The organism is Mycobacterium sp. IDUB_28, from assembly GCF_055419285.1.
On record NZ_JBVAXK010000014.1, the window covers coordinates 1 to 17,392 of the forward strand.

Below are 17,392 nucleotides of genomic sequence, written 5' to 3' on the forward strand. Positions count from 1 at the left end.
ATGTTCGCGGTAGAGGAATCGTGTCCTAACTTTCACAACGAATAGCGCACGTCCGGAATACGCGCACTCCGCCAGTACGATGCGACACCACGCTGTACCGTCCTCCCCCAGGGCCACAGTGTCAATTCACTGATTTGGACAACCGAGGTGGCAGGCGCACCGGTGTCGATCAGCAACACATCGACGGACAAGCCCGCCCACTCTGAAAACCGGGGTGCGCCCGCCGGCATCATCGGGAGGGGCCACCACGGAACTGCAGGCCGAAGCCTGCTCCCAAGAATCCGGTCAAGAAATTGTTCGCATCATTGCGCCCGCTCCCACCCCGAGCTTGAGTCTCCTAGCCGTTGACGGTGTCCTGGGGTGGACGTAGTTTGCCAGTTCAGTTCCGATCGCGCCGGGTGGTTGCGTGGAGGAAGGGGGCCGTCTGGTGGCTGGTGTGGATGTTTCTCCGGCCGATTTGTTGGGTTCTGCTGATGCGTATGCGGCGTTGGCGGCGCGTGCGGCGTTGATTGCGCCTCAGGCGGTGGTGGAGGTGCAGCGGATCGCGGAAAGTCATGGTCCGATGGGTTATCCGACGGCGGTGGGTGTGGCGGCGGGGTTGGCGTCTCGGGAGGGTTCGGTGACCGCCAAGGTGGCGGATTTCGGGGTGTATTCGCAGCGTTTGAGTGAGCATGCGGCGGCGTATAGCCGTGCGGATAAGGGTGGGGCGGTGCGGCTGGCGGCGGTGGCGTGGCCGGCGGGGTTGCGTGAGTTGGTGACTGGCACGGGTGTGCCTGCGGCCCATGTTGACCCGAAGCCTCCACCAAGCAAGCCGGCGGAAAAGCTCTGTTGGATCGGCACCGAAGATGGTGATGTCGCGAGTTTGTGTCCCCCCGACACCGACAGGGTCAGCTACGTCGACAAAGACAACAACTACGTCTCCAAGGACCTGAGCACCGGAGAGATCACCATCGAGTTGCAGCCCGGGCCAGAGCCCGGGGGAACCAGCTGCTGGCTGGGCAGCCGTGATGCTGACCGCTCAATCTGCGGACCGGACACCACCCGATGGGTCTATCAATACAGAGGCTGGCGGGTCAGCGAAGTGCTAATGCCTGACGGTCACATCGAAGTGATCTTCGAGATGCCGCCAGGTCCTGTTGACCCCAACTGATTGACGACCGCTCCCCCGCGGCGGCATCCGAAGCGCGCGAATTGAGCGGTCATCCGCCGTTGCGGGGCTTCGATTCCGTACATGCTTCGCGTACCAATTTGGGCGAGACGCCCGCGTCGGTCGGGTTCCTTCGCTGGGGTCGTGTGGTGGTTGGCGGGTGTCGGTGGGTGTGGTGGCTCGGTTTTGTTGGCGGGTGGGGTTTTCGTGGAGGTCGGTCATGCGGTGTTGGTCTCCTGGGTGGGGTTGGTGTTGTTGTCGAGTTGGGTGGCGATGTGGGGCCAGCAGTGGTGGCAGATGGGGGAGGCCAGGGGTAGTTGGGGGCGTTGGGGGGCGTTGGGTGTGGCGCAGACGAGGCATTGGTTGGTGCCGATGGCTTGGTCGATGAGGAGTTCGGTGCTCAGTGAGGTGGCGGGATGGTGGTGGGGGGCTGGGGTTTTGGGTTGTCCGGCGAGGGCGTTGTCGGTCCAGTGGGTGAGGGCTTGGGTTAGTGGTAGGTGGGGGAAGAGTCGGGTGGCGCGGCGGCCGGCGCCGGCGAGTGCGGCGGTGGGGTTGGTGGTGGGCCCGAAGGTGGTGTTGTGGGCTTGCAGGAGGCGGCGGCGTTGGTGTGGTGTGGTGGCGGCGGTGACCTGGTGGTACCAGCGTTGGGTGTCGGTGTGGGTGGTGGTGGTGGTGGTGTTTTGGGTGCTGGCCTGAACCTGGTGGACCTGGCTGTTGGCCGCGATTGCGGTGTCGGGGTTGGGGGTGGTGGCGCTGCCCTGGGTCGGCCCGGGGGGCCGGTCGGGCAGGGCGCGCAGGCGTGAGGCGAGGAAGGCGCCGGGGCGCTCGATGTGGTCGGGCCAGGTGTAGCCGGTGGTGCGCATGTCGGCATTGAGTGCCTGGGTCAGCGCGGCGGCCGACCACACGGCGGGGTCGATGCCGGTGGTGATCAGTGCGTCGCAGATGGCGCCGATGTGGCCGCGGGCCAGGCCGTGGCACAGCGGGGTGCGGCCGTAGCGGTTGCCGGTGAGTTGGTCGGCGAGGCGTTGGATGGCGAGGGGCCGCGGCGCGCGTAGCGGGCGCCGCGGTGGTGCGTGTCGAGGAGTACCTGATGGGGGGTACGGCGCGCGCTTGCGCGCCCTTGGTGAGGAAGTCCTTTCCAGAGATAACCGCCTATCACTACGTGATGGCGGTAGGTCGCAAACACCGCTGTTGTGCACAGGCTGTTTGCGACTGATGAGGTGCCACACGGAGGGGCGACGGCGGTGCGAAGGTGTCCTGGGCGAGCCGGTGCCCCGGTACGCCTCGATCGCCCAACCGGCGGCGGCAAGGACTCGGCGGGCGGTAGTGACGCTGCGAGGCGAGCAGCCTGCTGCGGCGGCGACGGTGGCATTGGTCGCAGCACAGTGCCGGCCGGTGCGGTGATCTGCGCTTACCGCCATCGCCTCGGCGACGCGCAGGAGCAGTTGAGCGCGTAGGTTAGCCGCGGTCAACGCCGCGACCCCTTCATCAGCCGTCGTCCATACGGCCAACCCGTCGAGCCATCCACGCCTACTGGTCCACATCGGCGTGCTGGTGGTTGTCACTGCCGCGGCAAGAATCCAGTGGCGACGGCTGTCGCGCAGGCGTTTTCGATGTGCGCGGGTGGTGCGTGGTGGATGAGCGTGTCGATCGTGATCATGAAGTAGCGCGCCTTCTGGTCCTGCTTGGGCGCATAAGCTACCGTGGTACCTGTCCATCGCGACAAGTCCCTTCGGGGATGGGTGCGAACCCACCGAGTCGAGGGCCAACTCGACTCGAACACTTCAGATACGAAGCCCTCGGTTGCCGCCGGGGGCTTCGTTGGTGTAGGCGGTGGATCCGGACCGATATTCAGCTGTGGATGTCGCCGGCCGCGAAAAATGGCTCAACGCTTAATGTTTGGGTGCTGCGGCCTGCGCGAGTGGTGCAGGGGTGGGAACCTCCTCCCGGTGCGCGTGGTTTCAGGGGTTATGGGTCAGGGCACGTCGAATAGACCCGAGTCATGTCAGAAGACACGGGCGATGACGAGTCAGGTTTCGCGGTAGCGAATTTCGGTCGCGACTGTTGTGCGACGCCGAAAAGGATGGCGCGCGATGCGGATTCGCGCTTCGGGCAGGCAGCGTTATGGACCGTGCGGGCGCATGGCGACCTCCAGACTGTTAATGGTGTGCCTGGAGGGATCGTCGCACGGGAGGCGCGGGAGTCCGCGCAGCGACACGCGGACACCCGCGCGTCGCTCTCATCTCACTGTCGAATGACAGCGATGCCTGTTAGCAGGCCACCGGTGCCGATGAAGTCAGCGCACGCAGCAGTAGTGCCTGCGCTTCGGAGATTCCATGTGCACGCGCGAGGTCCTGGAGGGCGTCGCGATCGGCGGCCAAGGCGTCGAGTGCGCCGGGAGACATCAGGGGCTGGCACACGTCGACGATCAGCGCCTGGACGCTCTTCATGTCGAACTGCGAGGCGACGGCCTCGGCGACCTCTTGCTCTTGCGGCAGCAGTCGCAACGTCATGTGCTTGGTACGGCGGCGGGTCTCGGTGCCGCGCCGACTCTTGCGGGCGGATTCGCCTGCGACAGGGGCCTGTGCGGTGTCCAAACCGGTTGTCATGGTGGTTCCCTCTCGCTGGTGCGCGGACATCCGCGCGCTATAGCGATACAGTAGCGCACAATGCGCCATGATGAGTGATATGTCTCCGCCCGGTTAGTGGTGTGTCGCAAGATGCGCCATTAAGCGTGAGGTGGGGTAGTAAATTGTGGGCATGACGACGCACGATGGCGCTTTCGACGCCGTCGACCCCGACGGGTGGCTGACCGCCGAGCAAGTAGCGGAGCTGTCCGGCGGCCGGGCAAAGGCGAACACGGTCCGTAGTTGGTGGAATACGGGAACGCTCGCTTTCAAGGTGTTCCCGGAACTCGGCGCCAAGTCGAACAAGAGGTCAAAGCGTGAGGATGCGGAGCGTTTTCTCAGCCGCAAGTTCGGTATCACGCCCACCACTCCCCTACCCGCCCCGCAGGCTGGGCGCCCCGCGCAGCCGGATCAGCGTCGGGTAACCGAGCTGCTCGACACGCTCACGTCCTTGAAGGCTGCGGCCGACGCCGCGATGCAGGCGCTTCTCGCAGAAGCTGAGCATCATGCCCAGACAGCCGCCGCGCAGGCAGCCCTTTCGCGCGCCCAGGCCGACGCTGATGCCATTCGTGCCCAGGCCGATGCGAAACGCGTGGAGACACTTCGACACTTGCAGACGATGTTCCGCGGCTACGACTCAGCGCTGACGACGTTCCTGCAGCCCAGCACGCCTGAAGCTGCGTTTCTTCACGCAGACTGAACCGGAGACAGGCCACAAGACTCCCCCGCTGCCAGCGCGCGGCCTCCCTTTAGTTTCCGCCCTCTGCCACGGTGGCGTTTTGTGCGGGCACGCTGCGGTGCCATGCGCCGTGACCTGCGATGTACGGATCAACGGCGGGTCTTTCACGGGCAACCGACACCCCGTTACCGGATCAGTCGCGGGGTGACGACCCGTCGGTGTGACGGATGTTTGTGAGTCCTTCCGACGGAGAACGGCCTGCAGCATCGACGGGCGGTCGTCGGACGGCGTCACGGCCCACTGCCCGTGCTGGCGTACGGGCGAATGACGTACGAGCGATCGCGCGTTTCGCCGCGTGTCCGCTCGCACGTGCGCGCGGTCGGCGAGACGTCCAGGGCGCCGGCACGCGGCACGTCCGGGGTGCGGGACGGTGTCGCGGGAGTGGCACCGCCTACTCCGACGCGGGGTGCCACGCGCGGCTGTGTGGGCGGTGGGACGGGCGGGACGCCGATACACCGCACGTCCCAACAGTCACTTGTGTAACAGTTCGGTTTCACGTCAGTGTGCCGACGCAGTTGCGAGTTCGCGTGCACTTACGTTGCAACGCGTGACAATGACTGGACCGACCCGAGTTATTCTCGTGGCTAATCAGAAGGGCGGCGTCGGCAAGTCGACGACCGTCGCGGCCGTCGCCGAGATGATCGCGACGGCAGGCAAGCGCGGACGCAGAGTGCTGGTGGTCGACGGGGACCCGCAGGCCAACGTCACCGTGGAGGATCTCGGCGTAGCGGGTGACCGCGGACAGTCACTGGCAGCGACCCTGCAGTTCGGGACGCCGTTGGTCCCGGTCCGCAATGTCCGCGACCATCTCGACGTCGTCGCGGGGGGACCACAGTTGGCGGTTGCCGGCGCGGCCGCCCACCTGATGGTCGACAACGGCATCGACATGGCAGCCAACCTGCAGACCCAGCTCAGCGCGCTGTGCGACGCCGAAGGCTACGACGTCGTGCTCATCGACTCCGGCCCGGGCGACGTGCCCCTGCTGGACACCTACCTGTCGGTCGCCAACTATCTGCTCATTCCAACCCGCGACGATCAGGCCAGCCTCGGCGGCGTCGAACGGCTGGCCCGACGCTTCTGGCGGGCCCGCAAGCACGGGGCTTCGATTCAGTTGCTGGGCGTGCTGCTGTTCGATGTCAACCCCCGCGCGACTAAGCGCAACGAGGAAGTTTTTGCCCAGGTCAACGACATGCTGGAGGGCAGCGGCACGACCCCCTTCGACATCACGATCCGCTCGGCATCTGCGGCTGCTGTCGACATGCGCTCGATGCACAAAACGGCCGGCGAACTGGTCGCCCTGGCGCACGACGCGCGGCGCAGCAGGCTGTCGAAGTTACGGGACAAGCAAAGTCCCGAGCGCGCAATGTGGGCCAGCGATCCGTCTGGCTTGGCCTCGGATTACCAGGAGCTGGTGCGCCAGATCGTGGCGCGTCTGCTGCGCTACGAGGCGGCGGCGCCGGTCGCGGAGCGCGCCGGATGAGCACCAGTCGACAAAAGCGCAAGGCCGTCTTCGATCCGTCGGCCCTCGACGACGAGATGGATGAGATGTGGCCGGCGCGGAGCAGTGCTGCGCCGAACCCGACCCAGACACCAATTGCGCCGCCGGCCACGCCTGCGCGGGAAGTGTCGCCCGCCACGCCCTCGCCGAGACCGTCGACGCCGGCTGAACAACGGCAGCCACACTCGGCGCCGCTGCAGCTGGTCGCCGAATCAGAGCCCGGACACCAGCGCCCGCACACCCCGGTGCGCACCGAGCTTGAGGTCGATCACCAGCGTCTACGTCCGACCGCCTCACCCGGTTCCGGTGGGGCGGCGAAGCGCGTCAGACCCCCGGAGGTGTTGCTGTCGGCCGAGGTGTACGACGAGCTGTATCGCGTGCAGATCGGCGAGAAAAAGCTGCGCCGGGGTCTGGCCCGACCCATGGGCACGATCGTGATGGATGCGATCGAGGCGCACGCGCCGAGGTTGGCGACCACCTGGTCCACGGTCGCGTCGTCGACGATGGGGGAGGGGCAGCTGTTTGAGCGGCCATCGTCGAATGCGGTGCCGCGGCGAAGGCGTCATGTGACCGCTCCGCGCACGGTGGTCCTGTCCGGAGTGTCGGCCGCAAACGGTCAGCGGCTAGACAATCTGGTGTTGGCGTGGGGCGCGGGTACCCGGAGCGCCCTGGTCGAGCAGGCGCTGCGGTACGAGTTCGGCCTGCTCGGGGCCTGACGGTCCGAGGCCAAGATCACCGGCGTCCCGGTTCGAGTGGCTCGGTGTCGGGAACGATGGCGCGTCCGCTGTTGTAGTCGCGCGCGATAACGGTTAGCTGCGCGACGAATGCCTCGCGGACAAACTGCGCGAAGGTGTACCGGCGTCCGGTCACCCGTTCAACCAGCCGGACCGCGGCGCGCGCTTGCTGATGAAGGTCGATGGGAATATTGACCTTGCTGTTCTTGGTCGTCTCGCCGTGCCGTGCAGTGTTTTTCGAGTTAGGCATTGATGGGTACGGAGCAGAACATACCGAGGCGCTTCATGTGGCTGAGCACGTTCTTGTAATCAGCGGTGATGTCCTTGGCCCGGTATCCATACAGCGGTACGGGGCGATAGTTGGTGTAGGCCTCGTCGACGATCGAGCTGCGCCGAATCGCCGGGGTCACTTTGTCGCCGAAGCCCTCCTGCAAGTACTCCATCTGCTGCTGGTACACCGCGCCGCTGGCGGGCACCGCGCAGGGGACGATCGCGAGCAGCGGGATGTCGATGCGGAAGGTCTTCTTGACGATGGCGAGTTCACGAAGCAGGGCCTGGATGCCCTCCGATTCCTTTCCGGCGGGCTTGGTGCAGGTGATCAGGCCCCATGACCCCGGTGGTGCTGCCTCGTCAACTGACGAAGCGATGAGCGCAGTTGTGACCAGGGCGCTGTTCGAGCCGGGGGAGTCGATCAAGGTGACGTCAACCGGGGCAGCATTTTCGAGCGCGTCGCGCAGACGCATGACGCCGCCAACCACGGCCGGCAATTCGACCATGAGTTTGTCCAGTGTCGAGCGGGCGGCGGGCACGATGGTGAGGTTCTCGATACGCGCCTCGGGGGCGTCGCTGAGGAGGAGATCGCCGTCGTCGGTGTAGTCGATGGTGCGGGCGGGGCGTTCGATGTCGTCGATTGTGGCGTCGAGGCGCAAGACGTCGGCGATCGTGGTGCCGGCGATGTCCGGATAGCCCAGCCAGGTACTGGCGTTGGCTTGCGGATCCAGGTCGATGACCCGCACGCGCAGGCCGGAGGCGGCCAAGAGTATGGCGGCGGTGACGACGGTAGTCGTCTTGCCGACGCTTCCGGACATGTTGGCGACGGTGTAGGTAGGCATGGCTGGCGGGTCTCCTATCGCGGGCGAGGTGATTGGGCGGTGATGCAGGCTGCATCACGGTGGTGGTGCGTGAGCGGTGATGCAGCCTGCATCACGCGATGTGAGGAAGTCCGGACGTGCACGGTGACATCACCCTCGGGCCATCGATATCTGCTGGCTTTCCCAGTCCGTCGGCCGGTAACCAACCCGTTCAACGAGCACATCGAGGTGAGCCACGGCGTCGTCGTCGAAGCCTTCTTTGAGAGACGCGGTGTGCAGCTCGGCGGCGGCGATCGCGTGGTGCCACGCGCGTGTGCAGCGAGCCTTCTCGCCGGTGCCGGCAACCGTAGCGTTCCAGTCGCGCAGAAGAGCCTTGACTGCGGATGTCTGGCTGCGTGCGGCGACGCCGGACAGATATTGGCGGACCAGGAGTTTGAGCAGTTCGGCATTCGAGGGCTGCTGGCCGATCAGCGTCGCGCACGCCTGCCGGCGCAGCGTCTGCGACGAGGCGGCGGCTCGCTGCTGCTGCGCGATCTCGGCGGCCACGGCGTCCGCCCCTGGATCAAGGTGTGCATCGCTGCCCTGAGTGCCGGCGCTGGCGGGGCCAACATCATCATCGGTATCCGGCCGGTTCGGGGGGACTGGGGAAGGCGCGTCGTGCTCTGTATAGGCCGCTTCGGGTGCGGGGTCGGGTCGCGGCCGCGCGTAAAGGTCTAGGTGGCCGGTGTTGGGGTTCACCGCGCCCACGACCTGGGTGCCCGGGGACAGCTCGTCTCGGCCTATGCGGTGGTCGGTGTAGTGCTCGCCCAGCTCGCTGCGCGGATCATCGGTGAGCGTGATACCGAGAGCGGCGGCCTCCGCGCGCGCGTCCCGCTCGGCGATGATGCGTTCGGCCGCGCGGGAGGCCGACCAGTGGTGGCGCAGGATCAGTTGCTGGGCCGCCACCTGCTCGGCGCGGCGCGGCGCGGAATTCTGGTCCCGATCTCGCCCTTTCTGCCATCGCCGGTGCGGCCCGTACGGCAGCTTGCCGGCCAGGGCCGCGGCCTCCGCGCTGGGCAGGCTTCCGGTCGCGACCGAGTCCCGAACCTCCGGTGCGAGTAGCAGCAGCGCTAACCGTCGTGACACGGTGGCCTGGTCGACGCCAAGGCGTTCGGCGATCGCGCGCTGGGAAAGATTGATGTCCGCGTAGCGGGCGAACAGGTCCGCTTCGGCGAGGTCGGAGAGGTCCTCGCGGCCAAGATTCTCGGCCGCCATCGCATCGAGGTCGCCATCATCGGCCATGATCGAGTCGTCGACGACAGCTGGCACGGTGGCACGGCCGGCAGCAAGGGCTGCGGCTCGCCGACGGTGCCCGTAGACGAGGACGTAGCGGGCGTCGGCTGAGATCTGCTGCTCGGCGGACGGCCTGGCCGCGAGGAAGGCATCTCGTGGCACGGCAAGCACGGGCAGGCGGACCCCGCTGACGCGCACTGCGTTGAGAAGTTCTTCCCACTTCGGTTCGCCGGGTTGGGGGGTGGAGCGCGACGAATCGTTGAAGGGGTGCGCGGCGATCTCGGCGACCGGGAGGTCGACGACGCGGTGGGCCTCGTCCGCGGCGACGGCGGTCATCCCGGCGATCAGCCCGTTTTCGTCGGCCGTGTCGCCGGCGGGGGAGTGGGATTGGCCGGGTTCGGTGTCGCCGCCCGCGAGTCTGGCGAAGCGATTGGCGGTCTTGCGCTTGCCGGCGGCTTTGACTGGCCGGCGGGAGGTCCTGGTGGACGTGTCTGTCATGACGCAACTCCTTCTCAATACCGGTATTAGAGTATTAGGCCGGGGGGACACGAGCAACAACAGCGCGTTGCCGCAGGGCCGTCGGCTAGCGGGGGCAACGGCGGCGGGGTCGATCGTGGCGGTCGTCGTCGCGGTGATGCACGCTGCATCACCGTTAGTCCGGAGTTATGGTGTCCCACCAGGCATTCCTTGACTTTCGTCACGTGACGTATTTAGCGAGGGTAGATGGGTGGCGCAGGTATAGGGCAGCGATGCGCGAATGTCTTGTTCAGCGGGCTTGCTATCGCACGGATGTCCGTGGGCCGCGGTTGACCGATGTGCGGCAACTCGTGCTGCGCTCCACGAGCAGACCTATGTCTCGACCAACCCCCATCATGGTACCGGCGGCCAGGGACGCGACGGCGCAACCACGGCCGTCACCAACTGCTCGACCCTGGCTGGGTCTCGCGACCTGTCAGTGCCGCTGGCCGCCGTTCGATATTTAACCTTTCGCCAGTACGTTGCGACATGGCGCCGGGCCGTTCTCCGTGCGCGCGATCCACAGTGGCAACGCCGAGTGCTGATGCCATCGTGGTGTATGTCGTATGCGCATATGCGATGATGCGCGTCGCGCATCGCATCGTGTTCGGCAATTCCCTGAGGTGTGCTGCTGGTGTGTCGGCGGGCAGTACGTCTCCTACACTCACCGGCTTGCATCATGCGCTACGGCGGTAAGCAATCTATTTGCCGTGTCCACTTCGTGTGCTCTACTGCGAGCACGCACGGCAAGGATCCGGGTTTGGAGGGAAACCGTCGATGACTGAATCGAAGTTGGTGGACGAGCTCAGCGCTCGTCTGCTCAAGCAAGACGAGAAAGTCCCGACCACGATCCGCTTGAGCCGGCGGCTCCTCAAACGGCTGCGGGACCAGGAGCGACGCTGGTCGACGTCGATGTCGTTCATTGTCGAAAAAGCCCTAGAGCCCGTCCTTACCGAACTAGAGCAAGCCAAACCACCAACTGAGGGTGCCGCCGATGACAGCGACTAAGCACCCGGCCATCGAGGTGACCGCGCAGCAGGCGTGGTTCCTCGCTGATCACCTTCGGGCAGGTACCTATCCGTGGATGTTGGCGATCACCACCCCCTACGTCGACGCGGGGGAGCGGGCCCCTTTCAATCAACGCTGCAGGGACGAACTCACCGAATCCGGCGTTCTGGATCATCGGGGGCAGCTCAACCCGTCCGTCGCTGAAGCTATCCGGACCGCGTGCCATCCACGTCAGTGGCTGGAATGGCTCACCATCCTTGGCCCGGACCAGATCTTGCGTGGAGTCCTGGCCCGCACTGAACCCGTACAGGCCGTGGCCGTATTGCGCTACGCGCAGATGGTGACGTTCACCCCGCTGCAGCTCACTGACAGCGAAGCGATCGTGCCGATCGTCACTGCCGGACTGCCCCCTGACCAGCGGGCGGCGCGCTTCGAGGAGTTCTCGCTGTCGATGGACCTCGGCAAAGCGATCGATGCCCGGATAGGCCGCGGCGCAGATGTGTTCGAGACTCTCACCGACCTGGGTGTGGACGAACAGGCAGCCGAGATCATGACGCTGGCTCGTGGTGGTGACCGCGCGATCGTGGAGCTGACCGCCCATGAATCCACAGGCGGCGGCCACCACCACACTGACGTCAGCGTCAACGTCATCAGCACCGATATCGGGCTCATACTGGTCAGCCCGCCAGCTGGTGAGCCGCGAAAGGGCGGACGGTCGGTGTTCGCCCCTGGTGATGCGTTCGCAGTGGCGATGGCCGTGCGTGACCTCACCGCCCGATTACCCTCTGGCACTTGGTTTCCCAATGAGAACTACAGCATCTGACATCTCCGATTCGAAAGTGGGACCGCATCGATGAGCACTCCATCTGACTTCTCCGCCGATGACAACGCCGCCGGCAACCTGCCAGCGCAGCGGTCGATTGAGACCCCGGCTGCCCCGCCGGACCCGTACCGTCCTCCCGGTCAGGCCGACACAGGGCCCCAGCGCCGCATCCAGTGGCCATTGCAGCAGGGCGTGGGACCGGGCGATGGGCAGCAGGACCCTCGCGCGGCGGCGCCGCTTCCCGCGACGGCACCCCGGCCGCCGGCACCCCCGCAGCACGCCTCGGGTTCCGGCCGCCCTCAGTTCATCCCACCAGCTCCTCTGCGCCCCTCCTCCGTTGACACGCAGAACCAGCAAGCCTTCAGGCCGCCGGGCCAGCCTGGCGAGCGCCCCACACCGCCCCCGCCGGCCTCGCACGCCGCCCCTGAGTCAGCCCCACCAGTGCCCAACCTCCCCAGTTTCGGGGGATTCTTCGACGACACAGACCCATCTGACAGCGCGCCGCACACCGGGTGGGCACCTGAACCCAACACCGCGGCGCCGCCACCGGCCAGCCACGTTGCGCGCGGTCACGACAGCTTCGCTGGCGCGGTCCCGCTGACTCAGGACAACCAGCGGGTCGTCACGACACGGCGACGCGCCAGCGGCACTGGCTGGCGCAAAGTCGTGGCGAAGATGACATTCGGGTTGATCACGCCGGGCCCCAGCGCCAAGCAAGAGCAGGCCGACGAGCTGAGCAGGCGGATCAAGAGCGCCCTGCTCGGTGTCCATGTCGTGGCTTTCGTCAACGCCAAAGGCGGGGTAGGCAAGACCACGATGACCGTCGCCGCGGGCAGCGCGATCGCCCGCGAACGCGGCGACCGCGTCATCGCCGTCGATGTCGACACCGACCTGGGCACCCTGTCGTCGCGCTTCGAACAGCAAGGCGGCGCCAAGGCGAACATCGAGGCACTCTCAGCACTGCAAGACGCCAGCAGCTACCCCAATGTCCAGGTATTCACCGTGCAGAACAACGATCGGCTGGAAATGCTTGGCTCCCAGAATGATCCGCGATCGTCCTACATCCTGAACAGCGCCGACTTCGAGGCCGCGATGAAGATCCTGAAGCTGCACTACAACATCATTCTGTTGGACTGCGGCACGGCGATCACCTCACCGCTGTTCGCCACCATCGCCGCCCACGTCGACAGCCTGGTAGTGGTCGCATCTCAAGATCCGCTCGGCATCAATGGTGCGTGGGCGACCGTAGAGTGGCTGCAATCCCACGGCTTCAGCCGGTTGCTACCCCGTACCGTGGTCGCGCTCAACGCCACCGCCAAAGGCAGACCACTGGTTGACGTCACTGACGCCGAGACACGGTTTCGTGAGCGCATTCCCGGCGTTGTGAAGGTGCCCTACGACGTGCACCTGGCCGAAGGCGGCGACATCGCGTTCGACGAGCTCAAACCACGGACCCGCAAAGCACTCATGAACGTGGCCGGGGCAGTGGCCGAGCACTATCCGGTCCGGCAACCACAGCAACACCGCCGCGATGTGGGCGGGAGTTTCTAAGCGATGGATCCCGCTGCTGCAACCGGACAAATCCGTGTCGCCGTCATCGGCGAAGACACCGCCGCGGATCTGGCATTGCCGACCAGTTTGGCAATCAGGGAACTGATCCCGCGCATCCGAGCCACGCTGGCCTCCAAACGCGACGACGACGACATCGTTGCCGACGCCGGCGACACAATGCGCCCGTATTCGCTTGCCCCACTGGGTGGTACACCATTTAGCCTCGATGCCACCCTGGGCACGCTGGCGATCGACGACGGCGAGCAGCTCTTGCTGTGCCGGCTACCACCGGGCCCGGCCGCGCCCCCAGTCGTCGAGGACATCGCTGATGCATCGGCGATCCACTCGGCCAGCCAGTTCAAACCGTTCGAGCACCCGATGCTGCGCACCGCCGCTCAGGTCACGGTGCTGGTGTTCGCCACACTGGTCTGCGGCCTCGCTGTCTACGGATGGTGGCGCGGCTATCGCGGATGGTCCTCGGTGGGTTGCGGGGTGCTGGCCGTGACCCTCCTCGCCGCCACTGTGTGGCTGCACCGCCGCGGATCCACCGATGTCTCGACACGATTGGGCATCGCCGTCACGGTGCCGCTGGGGTTGGCCGCGGCCGCCGCATTGCCCGGTGACGCCAGCGCCCCGCGGCTGTTCTTGTCCGCGGCGCTGCTGCTGGCGTGGTCACTGCTGCTGTTGGCGCTGACCGACCGCTGGGCCAGCGTCCACGCCGCCACCCTGGCGATCAGTACCACGGTCGCGCTCGCAGCCGCAGTGCGCATTGTGTGGCATCTGCCCTTTCTGACGATCGGCTGCGGAGTCCTTGCGATCTCGCTGCTGCTGGCCAGCAACGCCCCGACGATCTCGGCGATGTGGGCGCGGTTCCCGTTGCCCAATGTTCCGGCGCCGGGCGAGCCGACCCCCGCACCTTCCTCGCTCGCTGAGATCGAGGACCTGCCACGCAAGACCGCGGCGTGCAACGCCTATCAGAGTGGTTTGGTCGCCGCCTCGGTCATCCTGTCGGTCCTGGGCTCGGTGCTGGTCGTGTGGCTACCCGCAGCGCCGTCGCTGCTGGCGTGGTGGCTGGTGGTCGTCATCACCACTGTCACCGTCCTGCGGATGCGGATCTGGGATTCCGCAGTTCCCGCCTTCTGGTTTTTGGCCACGCCGCTGGTGACCGCGGTCGCACTGAGCGTGTCCTTCGCCGCCACCGGACACCTGGTCGCCAGTATGTACGCTCTGGCCGTCGTCGCGGCGCTGACCGCGACCATTCTGATCGCGGCGGCGGTGCGGCCCAAAGAACTGTCGATCCCGCAGCGCCGCTGGCTCGATCTGGCCGAAAACACCCTGCTGGTCACGATCCCACCAGCCATGTTGTGGCTGATCGGATTGATCAGCCTGATCCGTAACCGAGGAGCGTTGTGATGATGCGGCGACTGGCTCCCATCGCGGCGACGGCCGCGTTGTTGATGGTATGCACTCCCGCGCCGCCCGCCGCGGCACTGGCCTTTCCGATTGTCGATCCCGTGGCGCTGCCACCCGACGGGCCACCGACACCGGAGCAGGACATGCGCCAGAACGGGACGTGCGCGTTCTTCGGCGCGATGCCCGGTTTCGATCCAGCCGCCGTACCACCAAGCCAGGCCATGTTGAACCTTCCCGAAGCGTGGAAAACCTCGCGGGGCAGGGGAGTGGTGGTCGCGGTCATCGACTCCGGTGTCACCCCTGGGCCACGGCTGCCCAACCTCACCGCGGGCGGCGACTACATCGATCCGCCCGCCGGCGGGCTGGTCGACTGCGATGGCCACGGATCCGCGGTCGCCGGCCTCATCGCCGGCCAGCCCGGCCCCGACGGATTCTCCGGCGTGGCCCCAGAAGCGGCGCTGGTCTCCATCCGCCAAAGTTCCGCGCAATGGTCCCCCAAAACCCCCTCGGGCCAAGATCCCCAACAAGCCAAGACAGCCGGAGATGTCGCCACGCTGGCACGGGCGGTGCGTCACGCCGCCGACATCCCGGGAGTGCGGGTCATCAACATCTCGCTCACCGATTGCATCCCCACCTACAAGCAGGTCGAGCAAGCGGCCCTCGGTGCGGCGCTGCGATACGCAGCGATCGACAAGGACATCGTGGTGGTCGCCGCAGCCGGCAACACTGGAGAAAGTAACTGCACCAGCAACGCGCTGGCCGATCCCAATCGGCCCGATGACCCGCGCAACTGGGCGGGCGCCACGACCATCTCCACCCCGTCGTACTGGCAGCCCTACGTACTTTCCGTCGCTTCGCTGACTCCCGAGGGCCAACCCTCCAATTTCACAATGGCCGGTCCCTGGGTGAGTGTCGCGGGACCCGGTGAACAGATCGTCTCGCTGGGCAACGCCCCGAACTCGGGTCTGGTCAACGGCCAACCCTCGAGCAAGGAACCTCTGGTTGCCATCAACGGGACCAGTTTCGCCAGCGCGTATGTCTCTGGCGCCGCGGCGTTGGTGCGCTCGAAATTCCCAACCTTGACCGCCCGCCAGGTGGTGAACCGGTTGGTGTCCTCGGCGCACAATGCTGCGCGCGCCCCGTCGAACGTGGTGGGGGCCGGGGTCATCGACCCCGTCGCAGCCCTGACCTGGGACATTCCCAGCGGCGAGGCGCTGCCGACGCAGATGCCGGTGGTGCGTGTCCCCCCGCCAGCACCTCCCGCACCGGATCACCGACTCCCGCGCTTCATCGCCTTCGGCGTCGGAATCCTCGCCGTAACGCTGGCCATCATCTTCGTGACCGTGATTGGAATGCGCCGTGACCGCCGCGACAGCTAGCCGCCAAACTCGCTTCTCCCCAGCCCGGGCGAGCTGGCGACGGCTCACCGTCTTCGTGACCCTGTTGGTGCTGGGGTGGGCGCTGGCCGTTCCCGTAGGGCACACGCCCCGCTGGTGGCACTACCTCGTGGGGGCGGCGCTCGCCCTGGCGCTTGTGGGGTCGTGGCACGGCCAGCACGTCTCCACCACGATGGCTCGCTGGACGCCGATGGTGTGGCGCAACCAGCGCCTGCGGTCACGGGGCTCCGGCGAACCCGTCCGCCGGCGGCACCGCACACCCCACAGCCCAGGGCCTGCCGGTTCCACTGCCCGGCTCCACGCTCAGATCGTGGTGCACGTGCGCCCACAGCCGCACGCCTTGATCACCACCGATGACGTCGATGACCAGCTGCCGTGGGAGTTCGTCACCGCCTGGCTGGACCGCTATGGGATCCGCACCGACACATTGACGGTGTGCTCCGTGACCCGCACACCACCGGCCAGTGGGCTACGCAGCGACGCGGCAACCCTGCTGGGCGGACGCCGCACTCAGCACCACGACACATGGTTGACCTACACCGTGAGCGCACACAGCAACGTCGGCGCACTCGTGGCGCGCCACGGGCCCAGCACCACGAGCACCCCACAAGCCGGGGACACCGACGCTGACGCGGACGGCCGCGCCACGACGCCCGGGCTGGCGTCGTTGGCCGACACCACCGCGCGCAGACTCATCGCCGAATTGCGGGAGAGAGGGTGGCTTGCCACCGTCGCTGATCAGACCCAGCTTCCCCAGTTCGTGCCGGCGTCAGTGACAGTGCGCCGCCACACCTGGACGGGCATAGAGTATTCCGACGGTTACCGCGCCGTGTACGCCGTGGACCCCGCCGCGCTGGCAGACGTCGCCGACGCCCTTCCCGCGCTGCCCACCAAATCCACCTGGTTGTCGCTCACAATGCGGTCTCAGGGCCGTCAACCGGCCACCATCAGCGCCGTGGTCGGCACACTGACCACTACACGGCCCGCCCGGTGCCCGCTGAGCGGACTGCACGGGTTCCACGGATTGCACCACCAGGTTGCGCCAACGCTCACCGCGACCCACTTTGCCGCGCACACGCAACTTCCCCGCGGCCCCCTGGCGGCGAACGACCTGACGGCACTACGGTGGCCGACTACCGCGGCCGGTGTACCGATCGGGTTCAACCGCGCGCGACAGCCGGTGTATCTGGGTTTGGCGTCCCCCGAGCCAGTGCGGATCACCGTCACCGGCACTCCACAGTTCCAAGTAGGAATCACCGCACGGCTCGCGCTGTCAGGACTGACCCTCGCGCTCTACACCGCCGACCCGGCCCGCTGGGCCGCATTGGCCAATCATGCTGGGCCACAACAGTTCACGATCCAGCCCACCAGCGTTTCCCCTGAAGCAATCGTGGTCAGCGACGGCAGCTGCGATACGCCCGCCGGCGCGGGGATCACTGTGACACTGCGCCAGCCGCAGTCCACGCAGGCGCCGGCCACGACAGTTGTGATCACGCAGGATGACCGTCATCCCGACCTTTTCTACATCACCACTCCGCACGGCCGGCAATGGCTCAGCAGCCGCCTTTCGGAATGA

15 protein-coding genes are annotated in these 17,392 nt (G+C 66.6%); 10 read left to right on the forward strand and 5 right to left on the reverse strand.

Features of this window, described 5'->3' with window-relative positions:
* Nucleotides 1–427: 427 nt before the first annotated feature.
* Complete coding sequence (locus ACZYZ9_RS23360) at nucleotides 428–1,150, forward strand: WXG100 family type VII secretion target (protein ID WP_133437113.1); 723 nt, start codon at nucleotides 428–430, stop codon at nucleotides 1,148–1,150.
* A 215-nt stretch (nucleotides 1,151–1,365) separates the two neighbouring features.
* Here ACZYZ9_RS23360 and ACZYZ9_RS23365 read toward each other — a convergent pair whose 3' ends face one another.
* The gene (locus ACZYZ9_RS23365; protein WP_133437114.1) at nucleotides 1,366–2,712 is read right to left on the reverse strand and encodes a rep protein; all 1,347 of its coding nucleotides are present in this window, start codon (nucleotides 2,710–2,712) and stop codon (nucleotides 1,366–1,368) included.
* 705 nt (nucleotides 2,713–3,417) lie between these two features.
* On the reverse strand, nucleotides 3,418–3,756 hold the full coding sequence (locus tag ACZYZ9_RS23370) for a hypothetical protein (RefSeq protein WP_205879616.1): 339 nt from the start codon (nucleotides 3,754–3,756) through the stop codon (nucleotides 3,418–3,420).
* 151 nt (nucleotides 3,757–3,907) lie between these two features.
* On the opposite strand from ACZYZ9_RS23370, the gene ACZYZ9_RS23375 reads away from it, so the two are divergent.
* The 3 genes from ACZYZ9_RS23375 (at nucleotide 3,908) to ACZYZ9_RS23385 (ending at nucleotide 6,727) form a co-directional block, all read left to right on the forward strand.
* On the forward strand, nucleotides 3,908–4,474 hold the full coding sequence (locus tag ACZYZ9_RS23375; RefSeq protein ID WP_133437115.1) for a hypothetical protein: 567 nt from the start codon (nucleotides 3,908–3,910) through the stop codon (nucleotides 4,472–4,474).
* 586 nt (nucleotides 4,475–5,060) lie between these two features.
* Nucleotides 5,061–5,993 carry a ParA family protein gene (locus ACZYZ9_RS23380; RefSeq protein ID WP_133437116.1) on the forward strand — a complete coding sequence of 311 codons (933 nt, stop codon included), beginning with the start codon at nucleotides 5,061–5,063 and terminating at the stop codon, nucleotides 5,991–5,993.
* The gene (locus tag ACZYZ9_RS23385) at nucleotides 5,990–6,727 is read left to right on the forward strand and encodes a hypothetical protein (RefSeq protein WP_133437117.1); all 738 of its coding nucleotides are present in this window, start codon (nucleotides 5,990–5,992) and stop codon (nucleotides 6,725–6,727) included. The genes ACZYZ9_RS23380 and ACZYZ9_RS23385 overlap by 4 nt, the downstream gene beginning before the upstream one ends.
* A 16-nt stretch (nucleotides 6,728–6,743) precedes the next feature.
* On the opposite strand, the gene ACZYZ9_RS23390 is transcribed toward ACZYZ9_RS23385, so the two are convergent.
* The 3 genes from ACZYZ9_RS23390 to ACZYZ9_RS23400 form a co-directional block, all read right to left on the reverse strand.
* Entirely contained in the window at nucleotides 6,744–6,995 is a 252-nt protein-coding gene (locus ACZYZ9_RS23390) for a 50S ribosomal protein L7ae (RefSeq protein ID WP_205879617.1), read from the reverse strand.
* On the reverse strand, nucleotides 6,988–7,857 hold the full coding sequence (locus tag ACZYZ9_RS23395) for a ParA family protein (protein ID WP_133437118.1): 870 nt from the start codon (nucleotides 7,855–7,857) through the stop codon (nucleotides 6,988–6,990). The genes ACZYZ9_RS23390 and ACZYZ9_RS23395 overlap by 8 nt, the downstream gene beginning before the upstream one ends.
* 129 nt (nucleotides 7,858–7,986) lie before the next feature.
* Nucleotides 7,987–9,606, reverse strand: a complete 1,620-nt coding sequence (locus ACZYZ9_RS23400; RefSeq protein ID WP_133437119.1) for a ParB/RepB/Spo0J family partition protein — start codon at nucleotides 9,604–9,606, stop codon at nucleotides 7,987–7,989.
* 795 nt (nucleotides 9,607–10,401) lie between these two features.
* On the opposite strand from ACZYZ9_RS23400, the gene ACZYZ9_RS23405 reads away from it, so the two are divergent.
* The 6 genes from ACZYZ9_RS23405 (at nucleotide 10,402) to ACZYZ9_RS23430 (ending at nucleotide 17,392) form a co-directional block, all read left to right on the forward strand.
* Complete coding sequence (locus ACZYZ9_RS23405) at nucleotides 10,402–10,632, forward strand: hypothetical protein (RefSeq protein WP_133437120.1); 231 nt, start codon at nucleotides 10,402–10,404, stop codon at nucleotides 10,630–10,632.
* Nucleotides 10,633–10,648: 16 nt separating this feature from the next.
* Entirely contained in the window at nucleotides 10,649–11,455 is an 807-nt protein-coding gene (locus ACZYZ9_RS23410; protein WP_463828653.1) for an ESX secretion-associated protein EspG, read from the forward strand.
* 441 nt (nucleotides 11,456–11,896) lie between these two features.
* Nucleotides 11,897–13,006, forward strand: a complete 1,110-nt coding sequence (locus tag ACZYZ9_RS23415) for a MinD/ParA family ATP-binding protein (RefSeq protein ID WP_463828654.1) — start codon at nucleotides 11,897–11,899, stop codon at nucleotides 13,004–13,006.
* A 3-nt stretch (nucleotides 13,007–13,009) separates the two neighbouring features.
* Nucleotides 13,010–14,419: a type VII secretion integral membrane protein EccD gene (eccD, locus tag ACZYZ9_RS23420; RefSeq protein ID WP_133437122.1), complete on the forward strand. Its 1,410-nt coding sequence runs from the start codon at nucleotides 13,010–13,012 to the stop codon at nucleotides 14,417–14,419.
* The gene (gene mycP, locus ACZYZ9_RS23425; protein WP_133437123.1) at nucleotides 14,419–15,798 is read left to right on the forward strand and encodes a type VII secretion-associated serine protease mycosin; all 1,380 of its coding nucleotides are present in this window, start codon (nucleotides 14,419–14,421) and stop codon (nucleotides 15,796–15,798) included. The genes eccD and mycP overlap by 1 nt, the downstream gene beginning before the upstream one ends.
* Nucleotides 15,799–15,853: 55 nt before the next feature.
* On the forward strand, nucleotides 15,854–17,392 hold the full coding sequence (locus ACZYZ9_RS23430; RefSeq protein ID WP_133437214.1) for a hypothetical protein: 1,539 nt from the start codon (nucleotides 15,854–15,856) through the stop codon (nucleotides 17,390–17,392).

Bases quoted from the DNA above. Each gene is read 5' to 3' on its own strand.
- ACZYZ9_RS23370 (WP_205879616.1), bottom strand. From the start codon at position 3,756: ATGACAACCGGTTTGGACACCGCACAGGCCCCTGTCGCAGGCGAATCC.
- ACZYZ9_RS23375 (WP_133437115.1), top strand. From the start codon at position 3,908: ATGACGACGCACGATGGCGCTTTCGACGCCGTCGACCCCGACGGGTGG.
- ACZYZ9_RS23385 (WP_133437117.1), top strand. From the start codon at position 5,990: ATGAGCACCAGTCGACAAAAGCGCAAGGCCGTCTTCGATCCGTCGGCC.
- ACZYZ9_RS23390 (WP_205879617.1), bottom strand. From the start codon at position 6,995: ATGCCTAACTCGAAAAACACTGCACGGCACGGCGAGACGACCAAGAAC.
- ACZYZ9_RS23395 (WP_133437118.1), bottom strand. From the start codon at position 7,857: ATGCCTACCTACACCGTCGCCAACATGTCCGGAAGCGTCGGCAAGACG.
- ACZYZ9_RS23400 (WP_133437119.1), bottom strand. From the start codon at position 9,606: ATGACAGACACGTCCACCAGGACCTCCCGCCGGCCAGTCAAAGCCGCC.
- ACZYZ9_RS23405 (WP_133437120.1), top strand. From the start codon at position 10,402: ATGACTGAATCGAAGTTGGTGGACGAGCTCAGCGCTCGTCTGCTCAAG.
- eccD (WP_133437122.1), top strand. From the start codon at position 13,010: ATGGATCCCGCTGCTGCAACCGGACAAATCCGTGTCGCCGTCATCGGC.
- mycP (WP_133437123.1), top strand. From the start codon at position 14,419: ATGATGCGGCGACTGGCTCCCATCGCGGCGACGGCCGCGTTGTTGATG.